At 53.3% G+C, this 25,294-nt stretch carries 16 protein-coding genes; 3 read left to right on the top strand and 13 right to left on the bottom strand.

The window, feature by feature from the left end:
• Positions 1–246: 246 nt before the first annotated feature.
• Positions 247–1,509: a glycosyltransferase family 4 protein gene (locus FYC48_RS22305; protein WP_235034373.1), complete on the bottom strand. Its 1,263-nt coding sequence runs from the start codon at positions 1,507–1,509 to the stop codon at positions 247–249.
• 675 nt (positions 1,510–2,184) lie between these two features.
• On the opposite strand from FYC48_RS22305, the gene FYC48_RS22310 reads away from it, so the two are divergent.
• The 3 genes from FYC48_RS22310 to FYC48_RS22320 all read left to right on the top strand — a co-directional run bounded on the left by FYC48_RS22310 (position 2,185) and on the right by FYC48_RS22320 (position 7,125).
• Positions 2,185–3,681: an FAD-binding oxidoreductase gene (locus tag FYC48_RS22310; RefSeq protein WP_160149711.1), complete on the top strand. Its 1,497-nt coding sequence runs from the start codon at positions 2,185–2,187 to the stop codon at positions 3,679–3,681.
• A gap of 757 nt (positions 3,682–4,438) precedes the next feature.
• The gene (locus FYC48_RS22315) at positions 4,439–6,127 is read left to right on the top strand and encodes an FAD-binding oxidoreductase (protein WP_149499012.1); all 1,689 of its coding nucleotides are present in this window, start codon (positions 4,439–4,441) and stop codon (positions 6,125–6,127) included.
• A gap of 128 nt (positions 6,128–6,255) precedes the next feature.
• Positions 6,256–7,125: a class I SAM-dependent methyltransferase gene (locus FYC48_RS22320; protein ID WP_160149712.1), complete on the top strand. Its 870-nt coding sequence runs from the start codon at positions 6,256–6,258 to the stop codon at positions 7,123–7,125.
• Positions 7,126–7,211: 86 nt separating this feature from the next.
• Here the strand turns inward: FYC48_RS22320 and FYC48_RS22325 are convergent, their stop codons facing one another.
• The 12 genes from FYC48_RS22325 to FYC48_RS22380 all read right to left on the bottom strand — a co-directional run bounded on the left by FYC48_RS22325 (position 7,212) and on the right by FYC48_RS22380 (position 23,927).
• Entirely contained in the window at positions 7,212–8,129 is a 918-nt protein-coding gene (locus tag FYC48_RS22325) for a PEP-CTERM sorting domain-containing protein (RefSeq protein WP_149499014.1), read from the bottom strand.
• A gap of 1,616 nt (positions 8,130–9,745) precedes the next feature.
• Positions 9,746–10,954 carry a glycosyltransferase family 4 protein gene (locus tag FYC48_RS22330; RefSeq protein ID WP_149499015.1) on the bottom strand — a complete coding sequence of 403 codons (1,209 nt, stop codon included), beginning with the start codon at positions 10,952–10,954 and terminating at the stop codon, positions 9,746–9,748.
• A gap of 48 nt (positions 10,955–11,002) precedes the next feature.
• The gene (locus tag FYC48_RS22335) at positions 11,003–13,381 is read right to left on the bottom strand and encodes a hypothetical protein (RefSeq protein ID WP_149499016.1); all 2,379 of its coding nucleotides are present in this window, start codon (positions 13,379–13,381) and stop codon (positions 11,003–11,005) included.
• A gap of 519 nt (positions 13,382–13,900) precedes the next feature.
• On the bottom strand, positions 13,901–15,421 hold the full coding sequence (locus FYC48_RS22340) for a hypothetical protein (RefSeq protein WP_149499017.1): 1,521 nt from the start codon (positions 15,419–15,421) through the stop codon (positions 13,901–13,903).
• A 290-nt stretch (positions 15,422–15,711) separates the two neighbouring features.
• A complete protein-coding gene (locus FYC48_RS22345) occupies positions 15,712–16,875 on the bottom strand; it encodes a glycosyltransferase family 4 protein (RefSeq protein WP_149499018.1) in 1,164 nt (387 codons plus the stop codon).
• Positions 16,876–16,879: 4 nt separating this feature from the next.
• Complete coding sequence (locus tag FYC48_RS22350) at positions 16,880–18,229, bottom strand: O-antigen ligase family protein (protein ID WP_149499019.1); 1,350 nt, start codon at positions 18,227–18,229, stop codon at positions 16,880–16,882.
• Positions 18,226–19,290, bottom strand: coding sequence for a glycosyltransferase family 2 protein (locus FYC48_RS22355; protein ID WP_160149713.1), 1,065 nt, complete (start codon positions 19,288–19,290; stop codon positions 18,226–18,228). The genes FYC48_RS22350 and FYC48_RS22355 overlap by 4 nt, the downstream gene beginning before the upstream one ends.
• Complete coding sequence (locus FYC48_RS22360; protein ID WP_149499021.1) at positions 19,287–20,201, bottom strand: glycosyltransferase family 2 protein; 915 nt, start codon at positions 20,199–20,201, stop codon at positions 19,287–19,289. The genes FYC48_RS22355 and FYC48_RS22360 overlap by 4 nt, the downstream gene beginning before the upstream one ends.
• The gene (locus tag FYC48_RS22365; RefSeq protein ID WP_390622159.1) at positions 20,194–21,054 is read right to left on the bottom strand and encodes a sulfotransferase family protein; all 861 of its coding nucleotides are present in this window, start codon (positions 21,052–21,054) and stop codon (positions 20,194–20,196) included. Before FYC48_RS22365 ends, FYC48_RS22360 begins: the two co-directional genes overlap by 8 nt.
• A 143-nt stretch (positions 21,055–21,197) precedes the next feature.
• Positions 21,198–21,881, bottom strand: a complete 684-nt coding sequence (locus tag FYC48_RS22370; RefSeq protein ID WP_149499023.1) for a hypothetical protein — start codon at positions 21,879–21,881, stop codon at positions 21,198–21,200.
• A 205-nt stretch (positions 21,882–22,086) separates the two neighbouring features.
• On the bottom strand, positions 22,087–22,866 hold the full coding sequence (locus FYC48_RS22375; RefSeq protein WP_149499024.1) for a class I SAM-dependent methyltransferase: 780 nt from the start codon (positions 22,864–22,866) through the stop codon (positions 22,087–22,089).
• Positions 22,857–23,927 (bottom strand): glycosyltransferase family 4 protein, encoded by a 1,071-nt coding sequence (locus FYC48_RS22380; RefSeq protein WP_149499025.1) that lies wholly within the window; start codon positions 23,925–23,927, stop codon positions 22,857–22,859. Before FYC48_RS22380 ends, FYC48_RS22375 begins: the two co-directional genes overlap by 10 nt.
• Between the last annotated feature and the right edge of the window lie 1,367 nt (positions 23,928–25,294).

Consider the following 25,294-nt stretch of genomic DNA (forward strand, 5'->3'; position numbering starts at 1 on the left):
CAGTCTACGAAAAGCTAAAACTTGTGTAGATACCAATGCCCAGTGGGAGAGTGAAATGACTTAAGCCGAATCTTTCGTGTTCAACTGCTTAGCATCTAGCCACTAGCCACTCTCTTCCCCTGGCCCCCCATCAGCCGCGACGCGCTAGCGTGCGGTTCCTACATCCTTGTTCGCCATTCCCACCCAACCGCGAGCGATCGCTCTTCGGCCCAACTTTCTAGCCGCTCGCATCTAGCCACTAGCCACTCACTCCCATCCGTAAACCTCCACCATCCTTTCCATTCGTCGACGGAAACTAAACCGCTCCTCCACCGTCTTCCGTCCCGCCTCGGCCAACCGCGCTCGCTTTTCGGGGGCGTCGAGCAGCGAACGGACCGCGTCTTGGATTGCGTCCGCTCGGCCGACATCGATCATCACGCCGTTTTCTCCGTCGTCAATCAAATCCGGCATCCCAGCAATGTTCGTCGAGACAACCGGGACGTTCATGGCCATCGCTTCGAGCACCACGTTGGGCAGCCCTTCACGGTAGCTACTCAACACGTACAGATCGGCCGCCCGGTAAACAACGCGCGGGTCGGCGACGAAACCGAGCAACTTGATCCGATCGCCGAATCCGCTCGCGTCAATCTGAGATTGCAAGGCGGCACGGAATGCCCCGTCGCCGGCGATGACCAAGCCCACGTCGCGTCCTTGGCGGATCAAATCGACGGTCGCTTCGATGAGCAAGTCGAAACCTTTTTCATCGGACAGCCTTCCAACTGCGGCAACCAACTGGATCGATGTAGGTAGCCCCAGTTGCGTCTTTGCCTCTGCCGACGGAAGGTCGAAGTCATAATCATCGAGCGCGATGGCGTTGTCGATCAACGACAATCGCGACGGTTCGACCCCCAGTCGCTGGCAGTCTTCGAAAAGGTCACGCGAGACGCAGACCACTTGCTCGTATCGTGAGAGGCACCATCGATCGATCGCATAGTACAGCGGCGTCTTCCAAGTCTTTTGTACCCATCCGTGGACCGTCGTCGCCAGTCGCATCTCCGGAAAGTGCTTTCGCAATAGCAAGCCGATCAGATTCGACTTGTAGTCATGCCCGTGCCAGATCAGACGAGACGAAGCAGAAGTGGCGAGTGGTGAAGGATGCGTGGCGAGTTCAGCTTCAAAGGTTTCGGGAGCCCCTGATTGTTCGCGCGAAGACACTTCGCCGCCCACCGTTCTCGCCTGGCTCTCTCTGGTCTCCAGCAGACGTTCCACCGCCTGACGCATCCGTTTAACAACTCCGAAATCCTTGATCCCGAAGTCATCGACTTCGACCAGCGGGGCCCGTTTTTGCTGGGCACGCTGACGAATAATCTCGAACCCAACATCACCGGGGTGACGCAGGTAGACGCACTGGGAATCGAAACCCAAGTCATCGAGAAATCGCGGCGAATTAAGGATTGTCTTTTCCGGCCCACCGCCCTGTCCACTGATCACACGGGTGTGAAGCACCAGCGGCCGCATCTGAAAACTCACGTTCGACTCCTGTAGTCACCATCAAGCATTGCATCCATCGAAGCCGCGTCATCGGCGCCCGCGATCGTCGTCAGCCTATCCCAACGGGGGACAATTGTATTCCGCCCAACGATCCCGATGTCCGCAAAATCAGCAATCCCCCGACACCAGATCCACCTCCCGTCGCGGAAGCCGCCGAGGCTTTCGGTGAGCACGGATTCCCCACCGAAACGCCCTGCGCGTTCCGTTACCCCGGAGAGCGTACCGCTCTTCGAATCCTCGCCCCCCATCAATGCCTTCCTTCTTCCTTCTTCCTTCTCCCAACTAGCAACTAGCAACTAGCAACTAGCAACTCTCCTCTCCCCCGACGGTTTCCATCCAGCCTGCTTGCTCTTCGCCCAACCATCCTGCCCGGTCGCCGACTTGCGACGAAAAACTGCCCCGTTTGGCAACTTCCCGCAGATTTCTAACCTAAATACAGGTGTGCCCATGGTTCGGCCCAACGCTTGCATCATGGCTGAAGCGATGATCGCCCCCTGATCGCCATCAAACGCCTATGAAGGAGGCGGATGTCGCCATTGTGCTCTTGGGCCCCATTTTGGTACCGGCACAGGCCTTCACACCAACGGCGGCGCAATGGCAACCACTTCCGATCTATTCAGTCATATCACGGGGCATCTCGACACAAGAGTCCCCATGCCTACACCTGTCTCCGACCGACTTCGACCGACCTTGCGTTCGGCATTGCAATCGATTGTCGGAGACGCGAACTTCTGGGACGACACGGCGGTTCGCCGCGAGTACAGCAAGACGACACTTCCCACGTCAACTTTCTCGGCGGCCATTGTGCGTCCCGAATCTGCCGATCAAGTCCAGCGAATTGTACGGAAGCTAGGCGAATTCGGCGTCCACTGGCACTGTTTCAGTCGGGGCAAAAATTGGGGGTATGGCGATCGCTGTGCCGCAACCGATGGCCAGGTGCTGATCGATCTGGGGCGGATGAACCGGATCGTCGAGATCAATGAAGAACTCGCCTACGCGGTGATCGAGCCCGGCGTCTCGCAAGGACAACTCGCTGGCGAGCTGCTCAAACGCGGCTCGCGTTTGATGCTCGATGTGACCGGGGCAGGCCCGGACGCCAGCATCGTCGGCAACATCCTGCAGCGAGGATTCGGGCACACGCCCTACGGTGACCGCTTCTCGCAATCGTGCAATTACCAGGTCGTACTACCCAATGGCGATTTAACGCACACTGGGTTTGGCGACATCGATGCTAGCCCAGTCGGTCATGTCTATCCGTATGGGCTGGGGCCGAATATCCAGGGGTTAATGCCACAAAGCCAGAACGGGATCGTCACTCGGATGACGATCTGGTTGATGCCTCGCCCCGAAGCGATCGATGGGTTCGGGTTCAAGACCGATGACGACGCGACCTTCAGCGAGATCGTGGACTGCATCGGTCGTCTGCGACAAGCCGGTGTGATCGACAGCGTCGTTCACCTTGCCAACGATTTAAGAGTCGCATCGTCGCAGCCGATCATGCAGACGATCCAGTCGAGCGATGGACCACTGACCGACGATCAGCGACAACGGATCCGCAAGGAACTAAAGATCGGTCGCTGGAACGGACTGGGCGGCCTGTATGGGCCTCGGTATTTAGTCGACGCCAAGCGTGATGAGATCAAGCGAACGTTGGGCAAACACTGCAAAGTACGCTTCTTCAAGCAGTGGCAGGTCAGCTTGCTAAAGACGGCGTCGACGAGGGCGCCCGATTGGAGAATCGTGAATCGATTCAAGAACTTCGTTCACACGATCAGCGACGTGAACGATTTGCTATGCGGTGTGCCCAACGCCAACCATTTGGAAGGCGCGTTCTACCGCAACCGTCCCGATTCCGGCGAAGTGACCGACGCGGGACTGATCTGGACGGCTCCGGTGATCCCCTGCCGAGGCGAAGACGCGTTGAAGCTAGTTGAGACGATGGAGCCAATCGCGAACGAACATGGATTCGACTTCCCCATCACAATCTCGCCCGTCGTCCCCCGCTTTGCCGTCTGCATCACCAACCTCTCCTTCGACAAGCAAAACGAGCGCCAAGCAAGAGCCGCCGGGGAGTGCAGCCGGAAACTGAAGCAGGCCTTCAGGAGAGCAGGCTATCCGAGTTATCGAAAATCGAGTGTCGCCGAGCGGTGAATGGAGATTCGGTTTTGCCGAGCCCCCCCTCTGTGCCGACATACGTGAGACAACCGTTAAATTGCTTAACGTTGAGGGCACAGAGGGGCGCGCGATAGATACTGGCGATTGGGTTTAGGGGCAAGCAATACGACCAACGGGTTAAAAACGATTTGCAGAACGGTTCAGCGAACTAGATCATAGGGGAGGTGCAGCAGAACGAATCAACACAATCGACGTACTTTGCTAAGTCACCTTGCCCGCACTTACCGCAGCAAACCCGACCAATGACTAAGAAAGGTCCGACGGGTGCTCCATCACCAGATCGAACGCATTGCTCCTGTAGATTTCCTTGATAGGCTTCCATCGCTCCCAGCCGACGTGCGTCGGGAGTCGGTCGTGGAGAAGCACCTTCCTTTCGTTTGGTTCGACGCAGACTTAACATGCATTGGGGCCGCTAGATGCGTCTCCTGCAGTACAGGTTTGTCTTCATGAAATCCGCGCAGTGCTGAATTGCAACTCTAAGTCAAGTCACAAAGTCGTTAACGCATTTCGCTGATTCAACATTACGAACCTGGGCTCTGCGGCTTGGACCAGTTGTGACGCTGGTGCCTGGTAGTGCGGGTGGTAGGCGGCAAAGTCTTCGAAATCGCTTTGAATTCCCCAATGCCTTCGTCTTCATTCTGTAGAAATGCCGATGACGAGTTCAGCCGTACCGTCGCGGTGACCGGCCCTTACGCGGTCGGAACGTATCAGCTATTAACCAACGGCCACCGGAATGCCTGCCGACTTGAACTTGACGACCAGCTCGTTCACTCCTGGTATCGTTCAAGGGGTGAGAACTCCGCATCGTGCCGACGGGAGCAACGGACGAATGAACGATGCGATTTCGGCGTGGAAGGCGTTGCTTGGAAACGATCGAGTCATTACCGAACAAGCCGAACTCCATCGCCGCAGCGCCAATGCGGTTGGAAGCGACGTCGTTCCGATCGCGATCCTTCGCCCAACTGAATCAAGACAGGTTCAGCCTCTGGTTGAAATTGCCTCGCGTTTTCGAACCCCGATTTATCCAACCAGTACAGGACGAAATTGGGGCTACGGTGCGGCGAGTCCAGTTGTTTCTGGCTGCGCCGTCGTCGATCTCTCCGATCTCAATACGATCCATTTCGTTGACGAGAAACATGGGTTGATTCGCGTGGAACCCGGGGTGACCCAGGGCTTGCTCTACAACTATTTGAACGCCCGTAATCTGAATTGGATGGTGCCGGTCCACGGAGGCGGACCAGACTGCTCGCTGCTGGGAAACGCACTTGAGCGCGGGTACGGGTTAACGCCGACGACTGACCACTTCTTAGCGTTAACGTCGCTGAAGGCGATTTTAGCGGACGGCACGATCTACGAATCTGCGTTTCGATCGATGGAGGCTGATGTCATCGCCGCGGCGCATCGTTGGCAAATCGGGGCCTACCTCGACGGCATTTTTAGCCAGGGAAATTTTGGCGTTGTGACTGATGCGACGTTCATCCTCAAAGAACGTCCGGAGCATGTAGAGGCATTTTTCATTCGTATTCCCGATGACAACAACTTGGCCGAGTTCGTTGAACATCTCGGCAGCATCCTTCGTTCCTTGGATGGCGTTGTTACCGGTGTCAACCTGATGAATGAACGGCGGGTGCTTTCGATGTCGAGGCCCTACCCGAAAGGAACAGTTGGGAGCAACTCGACGATCCCGGACGACCTCCTGAAGGAATACACGTCGCGTGCAGGAATCACTCGGTGGACCGTGGCAGGAGTCATTCATAGTGTGAATGGGTTCGCACGCAACACGCGGCGGGAGATTAGAAAACGACTTCCCAGAAGCTGCTCGCGGCCCATTTTTATGAATCGCAAGCGAATCGCGATGGCGAAACGGGCAACATCTGTCTTGCCAGTTTCTAGACAAAGCTATCGCCAGCAGCTTGCGTCGATCGATGCTTTCATCGATTTGGCTGAAGGCCGTCCGCGCCGTATCGCGTTGCCACTAGCCTATTGGCTCACAGGAGACGAACCAGCGGAAAAGACGGCTATGGATCCGGCAAAGGATGGTTGCGGTTTAATCTGGTACAGCCCGCTGATTCCGATCGATCAAAACGTGGTCGATGCATACATCAAAATGGTCGAATCCACGTGCGTTGAACACGGAATTGAACCGTTAATAACATTGACGAGCCTATCCAGTTGCCACTTTGATTCGACTGTGCCAATACTCTTTGATCGCAACGATTCGTCTGCCGTCGCGCGAGCGCACGCGTGCTACGATTCGCTGTGCGAGCGAGCCAAGCGGCTCGGATGCGTCCCGTATCGTTTACCGACGATTACGCTGGCAAAACGCCCGAACCCACTGACCGACCTTCCAGCCACGGTACTTCACAACGCAATCAAGGATAGGCTCGATCCGTACAACATCATCTCCCCGAGTCGCTACTAAACGAAAATCCTCGATCGCTTCACTGATGGTAGCGTTGACCTGCTACTCCGATCGGTGGAGTGATTATGAAATTAAGGACGATAACAGCAAACGACAAACGTCTCCCGTATTTCACCATAGCTAAACCGATGCTAAACCCCCTCAGTCTCCTTCCGGTCGCGTTTGGGCAAGCCTTTTACCGCCAGACGCTCAAACGGACCCCCGAACCGGAAGTCATGGATTCACCGGAGAGTGTTGCGCAATACGAGGATGCGGACAAAAGCAAATTAGCAATCGTCTACGCGGCAGTATTAGACCGAGTGCACAGAATGAAAACGAAGTCCTCTGGTGGGCGTGCTATCGATCTTTGTTGCGGACCTGGGCACTTCACATTGATGCTTGCCAAGTACTTTAATTTCGATGAAGTCATCGGCGTAGATCGGTCCGACAGAATGCTTGAGAATGCGAGAAAGCGAATTGATCAGGCGGAAATGGGAACGCGCGTCAAGTTCGTTAAAGCAAATGCTACGGATGTCCCTTTCGAATCAAACAGCTTTGACGTTGTGACCTGTAATGATGCGGCTCACCACCTGCCAAATCTGAAGGTCGTGCGTGAGTTAATTTGCGAGATGGAAAGACTTTCTTCAGCGACGGGAATTTGTGTACTCTCCGATTTAGTGAGGCTCAAAACAGAAAGGATCACCGAGCTTTACACAAAAACACTTGGGGAAGATTATCCGCCAATGTTTTATAACGACTTCTGTAACTCGATGCGTGCAGCATGGACAGAAACAGAATTAGCTTCAGCAATTCCGAATCAGCCAACTCGCACTTGGTATCATCAGCGACAAAGTTTGGTCCCCACCGTTCAATTACTTTTGGGCAACATGAGCGAAGTCAATGCCTTCGTAAGACGCTCTCCCAATTGGCTGGCCGATGCTGCTGGCAAGAATTACAAACGTGACTTGCGTTTGAGCAATATCCTCTCAAAGGCGCCCAGGCGAGTGAAAACACGTTAACTGATTTGCCCAACAAAAAATGGCGATACGGATTCAAATGAATCCGTACCGCCAACGCTGTTTTACAGCAAGCTAACGTTTACCGCTTAGCAAGAACGGCCACGCTTACGGCGTCCGAATCCAGCGATCGCAATCCCAGCGAAAATTGCCAGGGACGCAGGCTCTGGCACCGTGTTGATCCGCAAATCACTGGCTGTAGTGGAAAGATTAAATCCACCGGTAAGGCTTGGATTCGCAGAAACAAACGTGTTGTCCAGTGCTACTTGAGCAGGCACGATAGGTGGGGGAAGCGTATCGGGCAACGGGCTCGCCGGTACATCCTTGTACGCCAAACCGTTGAACGAAGCCAGAACGTCCAGCCCAGCTCGTTGCTGTGAAAGCAATCCAGTGAGGCTGGTTGACGAGAAGAAATTACCTGCTCGACCAATCCCGGCTAGAAACTCCAAATCAAAGTCTGCGCCATTGATAGCCGTCGCAATATCGTTACTACCGCCTGCCGTAATCAAATCTCCTCCCGAACCACTTACCATCGCATTGACACCACCATCATAGTTGCCAGTAAAGACAGCAACCAGTGCATCAGGGGCGATAGCTAGCTGAGCGGCGAACTCGGCGCCGAGCACATCCGCCAAGCCAAACGTTGAGGAGTCAAGACCAAGCAACCCACCTCCCAAATCAACTAGCTCACCGGCGAACACAGCAACCGCGACGTCACCGCCCGTGAGCGCGTTCTCGACCCCCCCTCCAGCAACGGGTGCGCCGGGATTAAAGGGCGAAGTGAGGTTGACGTCATTCTGAGCCGTGTCCGAAGCGATAAAGCCGAACACTTGCTCACCAACACTCGGAGTGAAATCACCACCACTTAGCGAAGCCCGCCCAACTGGGGTAGTGTTTGTTCGGATTTGGTCGACGGTCCCATTTGGTGTCAAAAAAGTACCCAAGAAACCAGCATGCGTGACACTGCCAATCAACAGTGCACAGATAGCCAAAGTGCAACGTAGCATAAAATTAACCTTTAAAGTTCAAACAATTCATCGTAGCAATTATCCTCTATTGAAAACAACTAAAGGCACTACACAGGTTTGAACGGCCCCTCATCGCATGGAGATGCTGGGAGCATCGAGTTTTGCGACGAGGCGAGGGAAGTGGGCTGGCGCTTCACCGTCTCGACTAGGCTAGTCAAGTCGGCCGCGACCAAGCTTGTAGACGCACTTTGGCCGACTAAATCGACACAAAATAAACCAGAAGCGTCTGCAAGACGTTCGTAGCGAGCCTCGCCGTCCGCGTCCGCCGCAATACTCTCGACAACACCACTCTGTAACTCACTCGCAGAGGAACATACCATCACCCCGCCATCAGCCCCTTGAACTGAAAACGAGACGATTATCGCGGCAGCTATAACTCTGACTCTAGTGAACATATCGGTAGTCTACAAAAACAGCGAGGGGGTGTCAAGCCACAGACTGCACGATACACACACCCTTGACCTTTTCGAAAACGCTTTGGAAGATCAATGAGGCTGACACTCGGAATTTCGCACGAATGAGCAATCCGGCAAGTAGCTGTTCTCTGAGCTGAGACGAAGGTACCGAAGCCGGGTTCGCAGCCCAACCAACAGCTGGGCGGGTCGCAGCCATTCTACGCAGGGTCGCGTGGCAGACCCTGGGAGGGTGAACGAACGGGCCAACCCCGTATCAACGATAAAGACCGCGAGTGAGCGTGCCAGCATGCCCGGAGGCGCTGTACTTATCACACCGATAAATTCCACACGGATGAGGCCATGCAAAAGTGCAAGGGCAAACCGCTTGAAAAACACTGTTAGCACTACCCGAGTTATCTGACGAATCCTTCCCAGCACTCCGGAGCCGCTGCTCCGTCCACCAAAATAGTGTACGCCGTATGCCCAGAAGATTGCAAACCAAGCCGATGGAATCGGACTGACAGTACCGCACGAGCACCCTCTTACCTCCCACAAGGAACTCCTGGGCAATCCTCCCACCACATTGTGCGTGATGCGGCATCCCAAGCATTCCCTGCAGAGTCAGCAGGCATAGCTTGCAGGCAAGTGGGAATGCAGGGCAGGAGCGGCGCCAGGCAGCCAGAGAACAACATTCCTCAGAAGATTCCTCAGAAGGAAGCCCGATCGCACTTGAACTTGATAACGATAACTCTGCTTCCGGCACAGCCATTCCGTTCTTCATGGCGAATTTCCCAATTATTGAAGTACTGGAGCATCGCCTAGCCGTAGACTTAGCGATTACGGCGAATGACCACATTCGCAAACAATGCTGTTGACGAACGAAATCGCATAGCCGATACCAGAGATGCTCTGGTCCACTGCAGTACCCAACCAATAAAGACACGAACAATCACGACAAAATAACGCCCAGCAAGGCAGCCACCCCGGCAATTCCCTTCACCAAAAATCGCTTAAATCTTACGGAACAGCTGCAAATTCAGAGCGAGCCATCAAACGATTCGATCGCCCATTAGGAGTCGTCAAGCTGGCCAACGATGCACGACGCCATCTCTCGCGATGCCACTGACAACCTGTCAAAATCACATTACTAGCTCGGTGGTGAAGCGATTGACCTTTGACAATGACAATTCTCCCGGTCAATCACTGATTGCGTATCCTGTCTACAGCTGCGATCAACGATCCGTGGATCATGCTACCGATTGAATCCCAAGAATATCGCTGCTCGACCAATTTTCGTGCAGCCCTGACCATGTAGTCGTGGTTTGCTCGCCGCAACATTTGCTTGATTGTCGCGGCAAAATCAGCTCGCTCCGAAACGATTAAGTGCTCTTGATCGACGGCTTCAATCCCCTCTACCCCAACCTGCGTGCTCACAACCGGGATTCCCGCCGCAAATGCTTCGAGAATTTTTAGGCGAGTTCCCCCGCCCGAATCTAATGGCACCGCAAAAACAGCTGAAGAAGACAGATACGGCATCACCTCGGGAACCATTCCAGTCACCGTAACGCCAGATTTGCCATCGAGCGCAGCTAACTCACTCGGAGGATCGCGTCCAACCAGGAACAGTTCTGCATCCGGAATTTCGGTTCGAACGGCAGGGAGCACTTCTCGAGCAAGGAACATGGCGGCTGAGAAATTGGGATGCCATCCCATTGCCCCCAGAAAAAGGATCCGGTTCTTGTGCCTCGGATGCGACGAAAAGCTTACCGCGTCGCAATCAGCCCCATTGGGAGCGACGATGACGCAATCTGCACCAAGTGATTCAAAATGATCAGCTTCAACCTTAGAGACCGCAAGGATCACATCAGCCTCCCGGCAGACTTGCTGCTCTATCCGTTCCATCCTGCGAGCCTCGAGGCAAAGCAACTGTCGCTTTACACGATTTTCCGTCTCTCTGGCCAGACGTAATAAAATCAGTGAATAAATGTTGTGCATGTCGACTACCGTTACCCTGTGTTTCTGGCGATCCAGAAAACATCGATACTGAAAGCTGTCGATATGATCTAACCAAAGTACGTCTGGAGCACTTTGGATAGCGGCCTCCTTAAGACGGTCGCCTACCTCCGGCCAATAATGGCGACGATACATCGAATACGGTTCACACAACAACTGGGCCCTTGCTGCACGCCGAAACTCTCCTACTGCAGTCCTCACCCCCACATCCTCCTGGAACACGCTAAAACGAGTGCCGCCGGGGAGTGAGTCGACTAAGCCGGGATTATTAAAACCCGGACAAACTAACTGAATTTCAGCGAAACGCGCAATCGAATTCAGCAAATGGTAGCTACGTAGATGTCCACCGCTGTTGAGCGGCCACGGGAGTTCGCTCGTGACTGCAAGTATCTTCATGCATGGTATGGGGAGCGAGTGAATAAACAGAAGACGCCACGCAGGAGCTCACACAGGTGCGACGAACCAACCGATCAAAGCGATGCCCATTACCAAGGTTGCTAAAGCCCCAGTAAATGCCAGAGCTTTGAATCGTCGCACGGCAATCGCTCGCTGCGGGACGAACCGCGTCGGTTCGCCAAAATCGTCATTAATAGGAACTGTGTAAGCCAGTTCATTTCGGTGGTTCAAATACCATTCTCTCTGCCAGCCGAAATTCATCATCAGCACCACCGGGCGGCAAAGTGATTTAGTTGGCGACTCGCTAAGATAATTCACCACGTACCGAAAGAAAAACTCGGCTCGCACTTGAAGCCGTTCTCGACGGACCGGATCGAGCTCGTACCTTGCAGAGTGTTCAAGCACCTGCCACTTCCGCATGTCCTGCGCCGCCCATGTTTCGGTCGGATACTGCAACTCATCGGCTTTAGACAAAGTTGGACATTCGTTTTCAGCCATCCAGTTGGCGTATAGCAGTAGTGACGCTACACCGTATCGAAATGACTCGTCAAACTCTTTCAACTTGCATTTGTAGTCGACATATCGCGAGAGGGCCTGCAGGTACATCGTATAGAACCAACGCAGTTCCGCATTTAGCAAATCAAGCTGCTGCAAGTCCTGATTGGGATGCACAGTTCGACGCATCAGCGACTCGGCGCGGGTAAGGTACCTTCGATCCTGAGTCAGCTCGTGGCCAGTCAAAAGAGCGTGAGTCGAATTGGCCGATGCCCTGCCGGGACCAAAATACCCTTCGCTACTGCAGGTGGAGTGCCCCGTGTCAGCGAGTGAAAGAAAACAGAACGGTGTCTTTTTCCCGTCTTCGATTCGCATTACGTAGTCGGCCGCATTGACGGCTGCATCACGATACATCTCACGACCCGTCAGATAATAGGCATACATCCAACCGGTCGAGTAATTGTGTGACGCCGCCGGCCCACCGCCGACTAAGTAGTTCTGAGTCAGTCTCTCGCCAGTCTCCCCTAAATCACACAGGTCCTTGCCATCCGAAAAGACGTCTTTGGCTGATAGACCTGCAGGGTAGCTACGGTGATTAGCTAGCCCAGCATCCGCGTAGTGATAGGTGTGCCAGAAAAGCCCTCCGTTATAGACAAGTTTGTCCTCACTTGTATGATATGTGTCGATATCCCAAGCGTGATCAGCCGATGCGATTCCCCAATCCCACCACCGCTCATCGCCGCTTAATAGATACTGTGTCAAGAAGCCTAAAGTGCAGTCATATTGATTATTGTAATGAGAAACGAGCCTGTGCTCACCTTGGTGGAAAACTGCCTCGTGGTCTCCATACAAGTCGCCAAAGTTACGCCAACCGAATTGGTCAATTGACTCAGATTTTTTCCAGAACGAATCGTCACCTTCAATCGCCTGCTGAACCAAATCCCGATACTTTGCCTGCAAGGAATCTATTGGTCGATCATTCCCCGAACCGGGGACCAAAAGGGGAGGAAGTTGCTCGGCATCCACGGAATCAACTGGCGGAGCTGGACTCGACCGGCGCATCCAACTCTTCAGCGAATCCGTTTTCACAGATGCTTGCACGGCGCAAGGCTCCCACGCAATCGCTATCCGGAAAGTTTTTTGCTCTCCACCTTGAAGTTCGACGGGCCCCGCACCGGCGCTGGAAAACAATTCGACCTTTACCTTATCGCCATCAGCTGCAAGCCCGATAGGAAAGTTCGCCCAGAAATGCTCTACCGCAACTGACATGCACTGTTGATCATCCGAAAGTTGCATTATGGGGAACGCTCGCCCTGCCGATTCCCGTATTTCTGCAAACTCACCGTTCCGCGAAGACACGACATAGCCCCTCTCGCGAACCAGCGATTGACCGTTGGGGGCCTGGTGAATTGGACCATCCCAATTCTCGCCACCGCTTGATAACTGGGTGACAGCGATCCCATCGGTGGCTCCAACTACCTCGTCCCTAGATTCATCCGTCAAAATCAATCGTGCTGCAAGCTTTTCTGGCATTGCATGCTTGCAACTATCGACGCAGAAAGATGGCGTGAAACGCTGCACCCAAACTGCACCACCATTACCAAGCCCCCACGTCCCCCCAGGGTGAGATGCGGCACAAGTGTTTGTCAGCGAGAGCTCGAACTCGAGCACACCAGAGCCGGGTTGCTCGCAAACTCGCAACTTACCGCGCAGTTTTTCCATGGCTTTCGACGCAATATGCCGGCCGGAACGCTCCCTAGCCTTGAAACGCAAGTCAAACACATCCTCCGCGTTGGACGGAACGATCACTCCCCAGCCCTCGGTGTCGCAGACCGTTATTGGAAGCGAGAAAATGACCTTTCGCAATCTATCGGTCAGTTGGGCATGAAGCTCACAGCCAAGCTCTTGGGGGTGCAGTGAGATTGACCACACGTGATGTTGCTCATTCGTCGACTTGTCAGGCATTATCAGTAGGTACGGGCTCTGCGTTGCAACATTAAATTCTTTACTTTATGAGCGCCGCATCAAACCAACTTACGTATCGTCAGCAGGTTCGCGGACTCACTTCCTGGGTGGATCTAGAGAAAAAAGCTTGGGCATTGACATAGGATCGTGCTAAGAACTCCAAGCATCTCAATACTCCGCGGGTGACCGCCCTTACGACTCTTGCAAGTTTCGATATCAGCTCGCAGACGATTCCTCAACGCTGATCTGCAGGGTGGCTCGGGTATCGATTTCGGCTACCATCTACCATCTCTCGCTCCGCTGTGCCGAGAATTGCAGTGCATGGAAAGTGGCGACTATCAGGCTTTCAGAAAACCGCAGTTTCCGGACAGGCTCTAGGCGGCATCATGTGACTTGGTGCCCTCGCTGTAAACGCAGCGACGTCTTTGCAATAACGGGAAGGCTGGCGACCAAGCAAGCGATGCCGTCACCGATACTGCTTTATCTCTAGTTGCGCAAAATATCATACACTGCGACTGCTACTCCTTTTTCGCTATGCATTCGCCACGCCTGCGTCATGACTATATGAAGCTGGTTTTTTTCCTTGTCATACCAAACTCCCTTTGGCCGGCCACCAATCACTCTAAGCTCCTCAAACGAAAACCGTTGGCCCCGAAGCGAGTCAGGCGACCGCTTCCCAGCTGCAACGTCGACCAGCCAACTTGTCGGGTAGACATATACGACATACTGCACGTCTTTGCAAAACACATCGCCTTGCAGGCGGTACACCACATCTCCAGCAGGCTGAAGCACGATCGCGATAAATGCACTTAACTCGTCGTTGTCAATCCAGGCGGTATCCATCACCCGATCGACCCCCCAATAGCCAGTACCATTTGCAGGCTCAGGCTGCCACGCGAGGCTCCGCACCCTGTAGTTGCTATCGCGTTTCTCCCGCAGCTCAGCCGGGGCTTGCCATTTACAGTACATCAGGACTTTCGTTGGGGCCGATCCGAATGCCGCAAGAGTCGGGGACGTCGCCGACCCCTGCCCGGATTCGTAGCCGCCTTTGGCTAGCCCGATTACATTCCCGCCAACTAATGGTGAGAATGACCTTGGGATATCCACGAAGCCGCCGCCGAAAGGCTGCATCGGGACTTGGGGATTTACTGCGCGCTCGACTTGAGGTGTTGGTGCCAACGTAATGCCAACCAGCCAATTATGCTTGTTGTAAGTCGTATTATAGATACTTCTGCCCGACACCCACAGGCGGTTTCTATCCGGCTCGACATGGACGCCATGGACCTGGCAGCGGCCATCCAATTCCCGCAGTTCATCGTACACGCCCGTGAGGTTGCGTACGTGAATGGCTTCTGGCCAGCGATTTGCATCAGTTCCCTCGCCCAGGTCTGCGGGCGCAGTTAACTCTGCAACCGCGTTAGCTGTAGCGTGGTGAGCGAGAAAGAGCTGCAGCTCGCCGCTTTCATTCCATCGTCCGGTTAGCCCGCCGCGACTGAACGCCGTTGACTTGTTCCCAATCCATGCGGCAGGAATCCGGTAGCCACCATAAAACTTGAGGTCTTTGGGCCTCAATGTTCTTTTGGAAGCAAAAACCTTTGATGCTTCGGCGACAGTCTTTGGATCGAGAGGCGTGGAGCGAACGCCGGGCGACCGCTCTTCCACGGCCAAGCTTTGGCGACCCACTTCTTGCAAGACGTGCTCTTCACTCGGGGAGATCGATTCCGATCTATCGACTCCTTGCTGCTCTCCTCGGTCGATTGTTGCGGGAAGCTGCCTTCCGGACATCGCGTTAACCTTTAACTGCAGGTCTCTCACTGATCGCTCAACACGGCCCCTGGATGGGTGACGATCCCCCAGCACTTCCAGTTGCTGCTTCGCCGCCTCGAGCTGAAGAAGCAGGGCATCTTTATGAGAAGCGCGCTGGGCGTTTGCGTGGCTAGAAGCGAAGGCAAAAATGAGCAACGCCAGGCGAAGGAACCGCGGGGCCCGCATCAGTTTTTTAGTCATTACATTCTCCCAGTTAAGATTCTTCAGGCATTGCATGACAAACAGCGATGGCACCACAACTTTAGCGGCGAGGTATATGGGCGGGAGCATGCGGATCCTCACGATACCTTTGCCAACCTGATCCGCGAGAACGTCCGCTGGCCCAATGGCCCAAGTCGCCGCGTTCCCTCACAACTCCTACTGCGTCCTTGATGTGGTACGCGTTTCAGTGGCCGCCGCGATCGCATCGCAGTTTACAATGCAGCCTGGCTTACCGGTTACCACGGCGAGCGTCTCGCACCGCTGCAAGATCAAGACAAGGACGACCTGACGCCCTCCAGGGCGGCAACTCCGACCCTCTGCCAACCATAGTGATTCACTGCCCAGTCCCGGGCATTTACTGCAAGCGTGTCTCTCCGGCTTGAGTTGCCAAGCAGATTGGCTACCCTGTCGATCCATTCGCGCGCAGTGCCTGCAACTTCACAAGGCTCTCTTCCGAACAGCTCAACCCCATTAAGACTTCGCTTGGAAGCGACAATAGGCATTCCCATTGCGGCGGCTTCAAGAAATTTGTTCTTTATCCCCGCCCCACTGACCATTGGAAGGATCGCTACACGGTGAGCAGCGATCTCGCCTCGAAGATCAGGCAAATCTTCCGTCAAGGAAAATCCATGGAGCTTAGCCAAATCGCGAACCCTGCGGTCAGCACCAAATCCATACACCGTCCAGGTCACCCCTTCTACTCGCTCGCAAAGTTCCTTCCAAACATTTTCTGAAAACCATCGAATTGCATCCAAGTTTGGGCCAAAGTCGAGCCGCCCCCAGAAAACAAGGTCTGAACGCTTAATGGCGCTGGGCATAGCGACGAAATGCTCTGCATCAACACCATTGGGAATGACGTCTGCTTCAACTCCTGGCATCAAACGCCTCACCCAGCGAGCGTCGACCTCTGAAACCATAATGGCTCGATCTACGACGGACGCAAAAACTCTCTCGTACACCCCCTTGACTAATGCTTGCCGAATTTCTCCATAAGATGCTATCTCGAAAATACGTACTTGCGACCAGTGATGCAAAAACCATTCATCCGCCGCATACCAAACCTTCACGGCACCACGAACATCCGACAAATACGGAAGCACATCTAACCCAACAACGAAAACCGCATCGATTTCATGCTCGTCAACATACCTGCCAACCTTCCCGATTCGCGAGGGGTCCATCCCCCAATAACTAACGAACTTCCCCTGCATCCGTGACATACGCCGCTGCAACGGCGCCACAGGAAGATCATCAAAGGTCGCAATTGCCACTGGATCAACACCTTCAATGGCAGTTAAAGAAGGGCGAACTGCCGACAAAAAATGAATTCGACACCCAAGCCTATTTAGCTCGCGCATCATATGGTAGCAATGAACATCATGGCCACTACGGCGCGGCCACTCAAGCGATTGCTTAACGAACAAAATCTCCATGATTCTAATTCACCTCGGAGCTCTTAGCCCCTACCGGAATCAATGGTACTGAAGAGGTCTCCATCGCTGCAGCAGGTCGCATTACCGCTACCGACGCACTCGCCCTCGAGGAATACACCGCGAGTGACCCGATCGAGATTGTGACCAATAGATACGGAGCTTCAATTAATGCTCCGCTGGAAAACATACTAGAAAGCCAGTACCCAGGAATCCCACACAACGTTGCGAGGTTTGCTACATTCATCCAATCCGGAAATTCACGTGATACCTGCCGCCGCAATCGCCAGTGTTGGAACCACGGCAACCAGAAAAATCCCAGATAAAATAGCACGGCCGGAATACCTGACCCCGTGCCGACCTCAAAAAATAAATTGTGAAGTGCCTTCCGCTTCGTACCTGGCTTGAGCGGCCCATCGTAATACTGGGGAACCATGACTTCACCTGCCCAAGGCCCGACACCAAGAGCCGGATAGGCTGCCATTATCTTCGCACCAGCCTTCCAAATGTAAAACCGACTTTCTGCTGATGAATCACGATTCTCCGATGACTCGAAAGTTGACATAAACTCCTTGACGACCGAAGGGCCTGCCAGGACAACGGCCGCAAGAGTCCCGGCAAAGACGATCGAAATAGCCCGACGGCTCTTCGTCATATAGAGCACCCCGAGCACCCCAAGTAGGATCCCCCCCAACATTGTCCCACGAGAATTTAAAAACATCAGCTGGTGCATCTGCATTACAAGAATGAATCCCGCTAGCGCAACCTGCCACTTTTTTGTGGAATTGACTAGGAGAGCAAAAGACAATGCCATAATCGGAATTGTCGATATTGAGTAGGTGTTATTGTCAAGATAATTCCATCGGAAATAGTTGGTGTTAATGCCACCGCGAATTAGATATAGCTGGTTAATATTAAACGCATTCCACCCCTGGCAGAGAACGAGCACCCAAACCAGGGTTGCGACCTTTCGAGGGGTGTCAAGAAGAAAGGTAGCCACCATTGCCATAAGGACAATCTTCCAACTAATATCCCAAAACACTGAACTCTTTTCGGGGTTGATAGACTGCATCAGGCTGGCGAACGTCAGGATACTGTATGCTCCGATTGCGATGAGCGAACGTGTTCCATTCCGCTCAAGAGGCTGCCGCCGCAACCCCGCTAGCAACCACCCAATAAGCGTTGCCCCGGCTAAAAATTTTTGATAGTCCAAGTCCGGCAGGCCCCACCGCCAATTCCATGTTGGACAGAGCACGGCGAAGCCCGCGTACCCCACTACGCCAATCCAAGGGCGGCGAAATGCCGTGGCAACTATCGCGGCCCAAATCAACAGTAGAAGTACTATCCCTGGCGTCATTTGGTCACCTCCTCCCGGGCGGAAACTTTTCTCAAGACACCAGCGACACGTGATCGATGAACCACGGAAAACAACTGATCTACTAATCGAGAGCAGATCGTTGGCGCAATAGCCCGTGCACCAAAACGACCAGCCAGAGCGTCAGTTAAACCTTGCGCTACTGCTGCTGCACCTGGTAAGTTGCCTAGCTCGCGTTCATGGCAATAGATATGGTATACGTATCGGAGATACCGAATAGCAGTCTGGGTTTTCCCACGACGCCCATTCACTCCCGCATGCCGCATCAGCAACAGCCAGAGATTCCGCATGCCGTAGTATCGCTGCAGAGGCTTCCCCGCCCTACCGAAGCTCACACTGTGCTTATGAAAAACAAGTGCCCGAGGTATGATTCCGAGGCTGAACCCCTCAGTTTGTGCACGCAGACAAAAGTCAGACTCCTCACAAATCAAAAAGAAACGATCATCTATTAAGCCAACCCTATGAAACACTTGCGATTTGATTGCGACCGCGCACCCATTCACGATGTCAGTCGGCACTATCGAACCCGAGTCAAGATCTACGTGCACAGGCTCAAAGAACGCTTCATCTATCGGCTGGTTGAAGCGCGTGGCCTCAGTTTGCACGTTGCCTCTTCGGTCATAATCGTTGATAACAGGACCAACGACATCCCAACCATCCAGTAAAGCATCAGCCAAGCACTCAGCAAGGTCGGGGTTGACCACCGTGTCATTATTTAAGAGCAATACTGCATCAGCGGGGACGCTAAGGCCAGTGCCTTTACTATGGCCTGCATTACTAACGCCTTCAGGAAGAGGGAGTCCTAACGCCCAGCAGATTCCGATATTGTTCCCGCCGGACCAACCGCTATTCTTGTCTGAATACAGGACATCCAACGTTGGGAACTGAGACGCAAGCTGCAGCGCTTGCTCGTCGATAGAAGCATTGTCGACAATCACGATCGACACATTGACATTTTCCGAGCGCAGCCCCAGCAAAGACTGCACGCACTCAACCGTATCATCCATACCATTGTAGTTAACCAGAACGATGGCGAGATTCATGAGATCTCCCCTCGCATTGCCGAAACCCATCGAGGGGGGGCAAAGGTGGCAATGGTGTACAACAGCACCCTCCAGTCGCGTGGGTGGTCCTTCCAGTAGTCCCAGAGCATTGGCCGCGCCTCGGAGAAGTGCCGACGATAGAAAACGTTTACGACCTTCTCCCGGTAGGCATCCCAGTGTTGCCCGGGTTCGATACCTGCCTCGCGAAGGACGTCAGCGCATTCCTTTATGATATGTTGCCTTGCTACTTTCTGGCCGAGTATTTTCTTAACCGATGACCGTGTTATCTGACCGTCGTGAACACGGTACTTCAAGAGCGGCTCTGTGCACCCAAGTATTTCCCCTTTCTTTAACAGTCGAAAATTCAAGTCCAGGTCCTCGCCATTGGCAAGTCCTTCCCGAAACCCCTTTAGTTGGTCCATGACATGCTTTCGCACCATCAAAGACGACGGTGGGTAAAATTGCCCATGCCAAAGCAGGTGCGCTAGGAGACCACGAGGCAAGTCACCTCGTGGATATGGGCCAAACTTGAAAAAGCCAGGTTCGTCAACGCAGTGCGTATAGCACGCGACGGCTTCCGGGCAGCGATCGAGAAGTTGCTCTTGCAGCTGAATTTTTTCAGGCAACCAAATATCATCTGCATCCAGAAAAGCGACAAATTCGCCGCTCGCCTCACTGATGCCTCGATTGCGAGCCGCGCCAAGCCCTCGGTTGTCCGTTCGAACCCAGACCAAGCTCTGCCCGGAAATAGGTTCTATTTTGCTTAACGGCACTGGAGACCCATCATCAACAACTATAATTTCCCGAGCCTTCTTAGTCTGCTGGCAGACCGAATCAATCGCGGCGGCGAGAAATCGATCATCTCGATAGCACGGGATAACGACCGAGGTTCTTCCGTTTACCCTATCCATTGGCGATTTCGTTGACGCGGTTTACGCGAAGGCCGGCATCCGAAACCGGGATCCCCCATTGTCGCGAATAGTTTCTTCCTAATAGCTCGGAAAGCTTCCGAGTATCTTCGATGTAATAATGCGAAGCAGCTTCTCGTTCTTCAGCCGTGATTTTAAGGTGCCTGTAATTCCAGTATTCAACCCCCTTGACTAATCGCACCCATGCGGAGTTCGTGAATGGTCGTTTAACGAACTGAAACGGAAATCCATCCCGGCTAGCGTAGAGCGCAAGACGGTGAATCCATCGCTTGCGCGGTACCCCTGATCGATTCAATCGCGGCTTTACATCGAACTGAAATCCTGGGTCAACTGAAAGAAAATTACAAACCTGTCGCAGGACTAAACTGGGATTAGTACGAAAATCATCAAAATCAATTACATAAATTTGGTCTTGCGAAAACCGTTCAAAAAACGGGGTCAGCTTCTCAAAGTACTGCCCGCATTCTGAATACGCTTGGAGTGGTGTGATACTTCCTCTTGCCACCCGCTGCGGTTCCGCCCTTAACGCGTCTTCGAACGAGAGGGGCTCAAGTTCGTCGCGAACCGCATGGACATAAGCGGAGTATGCGCGATCGATCGGATTGCGAAGCACCGCGAGAAGCTTTACGTCTGGGAGGATGCTGTCGATGCGCTCCGCAACCCCCGGGTAGTACATGTACATTGGAGAAGATTCACCGAGAGCGTTTTCATCTCCAATTGGTTCGAATTGAGCTCGGTAATCTTCGAGCGTTGCTACCGGCCAGTAGCGTTTCTCATAGAGCGATGTATCTATGTCCTGAAAGCAGAAGTAATGACACTCCTTTTTCGATGACATCTTTATGTCGGGATGCTGGTTCAAATAATAATGCAAGGAGGAAGTTGCGCACTTAGCTGAGCCAATGATTAAAAAGGTTGGGAGACCAGTAGGCATGTTCGATGATGAGCGAAGCTGATAGGTGCTAAATGGACGATTTGGAATCAAGTGATGGCATTGGCTCTTAACCGGAGCATGCGCCGGCCTTTCTCAATTGCAGCTTTTGTGAAATGCCCGCTTTTCCAGTACATCCAAGGTTCAGCGTTCTGACGCCAAGGATCAGACCGCCGAATCGCCGCCTGAATCAATTGGCGTGGGTACACACCTGTTGCCCGATAGGATTCGACCGCGTCATCAAGCAGAGACCCACCGAGGGCGAGAGACCGAATAAAATGAGCGACATGGGCAGTTCGCATAAGCTTTGGATCACGAAGCACAAGCGCATTGTAGCGATCGGGAATTAAATTTAAGTCTACGTTTGATTGCACTACCGCAGTCCACAAACTGGGCTGGTCCATAGGGTTATCGGTGATCCCTTCACGCCAAAGCTTCGGCCAAAGCTCGCCTAGACGATCAACCGAGTCTGCTTTCCTTGCGATCCAAACACCGCTGTTAACCGCTACCATGTCCGCGACGGGCCATCCCCGAAGGCGAAACCACTCTTCAAGCTCTGGCTTATCTCGAATGCGACGTTTTCGCTGATTGGAGTCAGGTGCGATGAGGAATTCGCCGGGTAACCCGACCAAGAGACTTAGGTCTCTTAGCACCAGAGTGTCGATATCGAGAAAAAGGAACGGCCGCGTGAGACGCTTGATCAGGCTTGTCTTAATTTCCCGGCTCTTGTGCATATCCTGCGTTTGTTCGCATGGGATAACTCTCACATCGACGTCGAGATGCGATAGGGAGCTGCTGACAGTGGCTTCGCTATCCTGGTCAACGCACACCTGGACTGGCCAATCAGGATGAAGATCCCTAAGCGAAGCAATCGACACGGCCGCCATGGAGGTAAGCCGTCCACCAGTCGGGTCAACAAGAACGTACGCGGTTTTCATTTTACTTAACCGATGATTTTGTCGCGCGAACGTATAGCGTTTGCTCCTCATCACCGCGACTCGGAACTCCATCGAAGCGGGACATCAGCTCGCCTTCACTCGCCCTTTCCGCAGCGGGAAATCCCGCCACATCAAGGAGCCAACGCAACAATTCAAAATCAAAAAGATTGCGATGCTCACCAGCCTGAAAAAAGACTGAATTAACAAAGTGCGAGCCTGGCGTGTTTTCAAGCTTTGTTTCCTTATCGAGGGTCCACCCGCTTCCCTGCTTCCAACCGGAATGCCGTTTCTGGCGGGCGTCAATCAGGTCCTCGCAGTTATGGTCCAGATAGCTTACGCAAATTTTCCGGATATCAGGACAGCTCAGCCAAAGCTGCCCTCCTGGTTGAAGAACCCGTTCGCACTCCCGTAGCAATGGCAGCAGCTCCTCCGTTAAATGCAGATGTTCGATCGTGTGTTGCGAAAGAATCGCGGTGAACGAGCTGTCGGGAAATGGCAGGTTCCCATCTCCGAGGTCAAGATCGAAATTGCTACCGGTTATATCGACGTTCAGCCATCCCTCAATGAGCCTCGGGCCGCAACCGAGGTGCAAATGCTCAGGGAGTGGACTGGGGAGTGGTTGCCGCTTGATGCGCCGCCGGGTCGCGGCGCGCATGCGATCAAACTGAATGGCACGTACCGTTTGCGGGCTGAATAAGCGGTGAAGCACTCTTTCAATCAAAGGCATTGCAGTATTTAAATGGGCTATATGTCGTTCGCCAACCAAGATGCCTAGGCGCATCCTGAATCTACGAAATTTCTAAACTCTTCGCGCTCACGAAGAGGGGCGACGCAACGACTCCAATCAAGGGCGTTTGCAACGCGATCAAAAGCTTCAGATCGTTCTAATGGATCCACTGCGAGGCATCGCTGCAGCGCCTCAGCATAGGCATCGGGCGAGTCATCGTCAGCAACTGTAATGACGGCATCACCGAACCGCCTTGCATAGTCCGTGAAGTAGGGAAGGGGAAGAGTAACGACGGGGCGCCGGTAAGACCAAGCCATCGCCAAGAGTCCACTGGTGGTGATGCGACTGTACGGTATCGCAATTGCATCACAAGCAAGCATCGCTGCGGACAGTTCCTCTTTAGTAAGGAACCGGTCAACCACAGTCCACCCTTTTCGTTCAACGCGTCCGGCCCATGCCGAAAGCTCGTTTTCGACACTACCGGCGAGCAAGCATCGCACCGGCCCTTCCATACGATCAACAGCTCGCTCCACCAAACTGTAGTTCTTGTAGCGACGGATCAACCCAAGGCACCCCACTGTCGGGGCGTTTGGTGCCGCTGCCTTGCGAAAGAAACCATTGTCGGGCGCATCTTCAGGATAAAGACCATGATCAATTTTCACGACATTTTTTGACACACCGCCCAGTCCAATAGCAAAGCGTTTTGCAGATTCACTGTGTACAATAACAAGGTCAGATGCGCTGGCTAAAATTCGATAGCCCCAGCGATCACCAAAACCAACACCCTCGTGTCGAACTTCGTTGTGTATAGTCCAAACAACTCTCACACCCGCACCACGCGATGCCACCAGATGCTGCCACAGGCCAATTAATCGACGCAACGTTGCGATTCGCCGAGCAGCCTTCCATAAGTCCTCGGGCCAGTGTATGTGGAGTGTATCACCCCGCTTTGCGCACCTGAGAAACTCTTTTGTCGCTGTTGGCCCACTCCGCACCTGACCAGAGGAAAACCCCAAGGCGCGATAAAACAAATACTGATACTCATTATTCTTGTAGAGCGGCGTTACCCAAATCGTCTTGACATCTAAATTGCAATCGGCTGATTCGCTGGGCATATTGGCCTACTCTCTCATTAGTCACATTAAGCTTCTCCAGATGCACTGAGCCAGCAACTACGGAAAGCTTAGTTCTTTTTGGGAATATCAGTTAACTGCTTCACAGGGGGGGGCAATCGCACTTCCATTTGCCGTAAATTGCCGAGGAAACAAGCGTGCTGGGATTGCAAACCGGTTTTCTTATGAACTGCCCCAGGAAAACGCGTTCAGAATCAAGTTGCCGTTCCAATCCTTCACGCATGGAATTGCAGCGAGCTGTTGCGTCTCACGCCCGGAAATCTAGCTCCACTGATTGCTCAAAAAAGTCAATGCACAAGCGAATCAATTTACGATTGGTCCTCGATAGCCCCACTGCCCGAGAGTGGCACCACGCGAACTTCAATATATCGAATACCATCAGTATTAGCCAAAAGACGATCCGCAACTGCTCAGATTTCACTCACAAATGGATACTACTCAACAATGCGTGCGGAACAGATGCCGCTGCCGAGTGGATCACCTAAAAACCCAAAACATCTCATGGAGCGTGTTTGCGTGGCCTACATAGAGCGGATCTCAAACCCCTTGTGCGGTAACGAGGCCAGCGGATACCCAACACTAAAAACGAAAGGTATGCTTGCAGCAATGGTGGCTCAAGCAAGATCTTGAAGTGCTAAAGAATCCATCCACAGCACGATCACCGAAGGCCTTGCGGCTGCGATTCTTCGCCAAAGTCACTTAGTACCACTCTAGTAAAATTCGCCAGTTTTCGGCCACGCGGCCTACTCCACCGCAGCAAATGTGAAATGCCTGTCAGCAAAGACAATCTGAGGCACATGCACCACCAAGACCTTACAATCCCTGTTCGCCCACACAGAATCAGAGCCATCCCCTTTAATTCTTAAACACAAACCTTCGCAAAAAACTAAGAGGTATTTTTGCCAACTCCAGAGCCCCATTCGCCTCGCCTGCTAACAAAGACTCCCAGGCATATCTCGCGCTTAAGCGGAAATTGCCTTTCCACCGGAACTCCCTCGCGTTATCAGCCGCAATTTTGCCTCGCCACCCAGACGGCCTTCCGCCAAACGCGGCAGAAAGCGCATCCCCCTGAATCGCGACAGTATTCTTAAGGGCACTTATGTCATTCACCCATGAATTATTCGGATGAACTCTTTTTCTGAATAGTGTTCTAGGGCACCAGACAACCCCTTCCTTCATGCACCTCAGAAAGAAATGGTAGTCTGATGCCAGCCCAGACTCCTCGTCATACCCACCGACATCTTCAAACAACGTTCGGCAGAAAAAATGATTTGATGAACTTCGCTGAAGGTAGTTATGCCTTAGGAATATTTCGAGACATCTGGTGGCATCCAGAAACACGCCCCCCC

This window comes from Roseiconus lacunae, from assembly GCF_008312935.1.
GTDB classification, from domain to species: Bacteria; Planctomycetota; Planctomycetia; order Pirellulales; family Pirellulaceae; genus Stieleria; species Stieleria lacunae.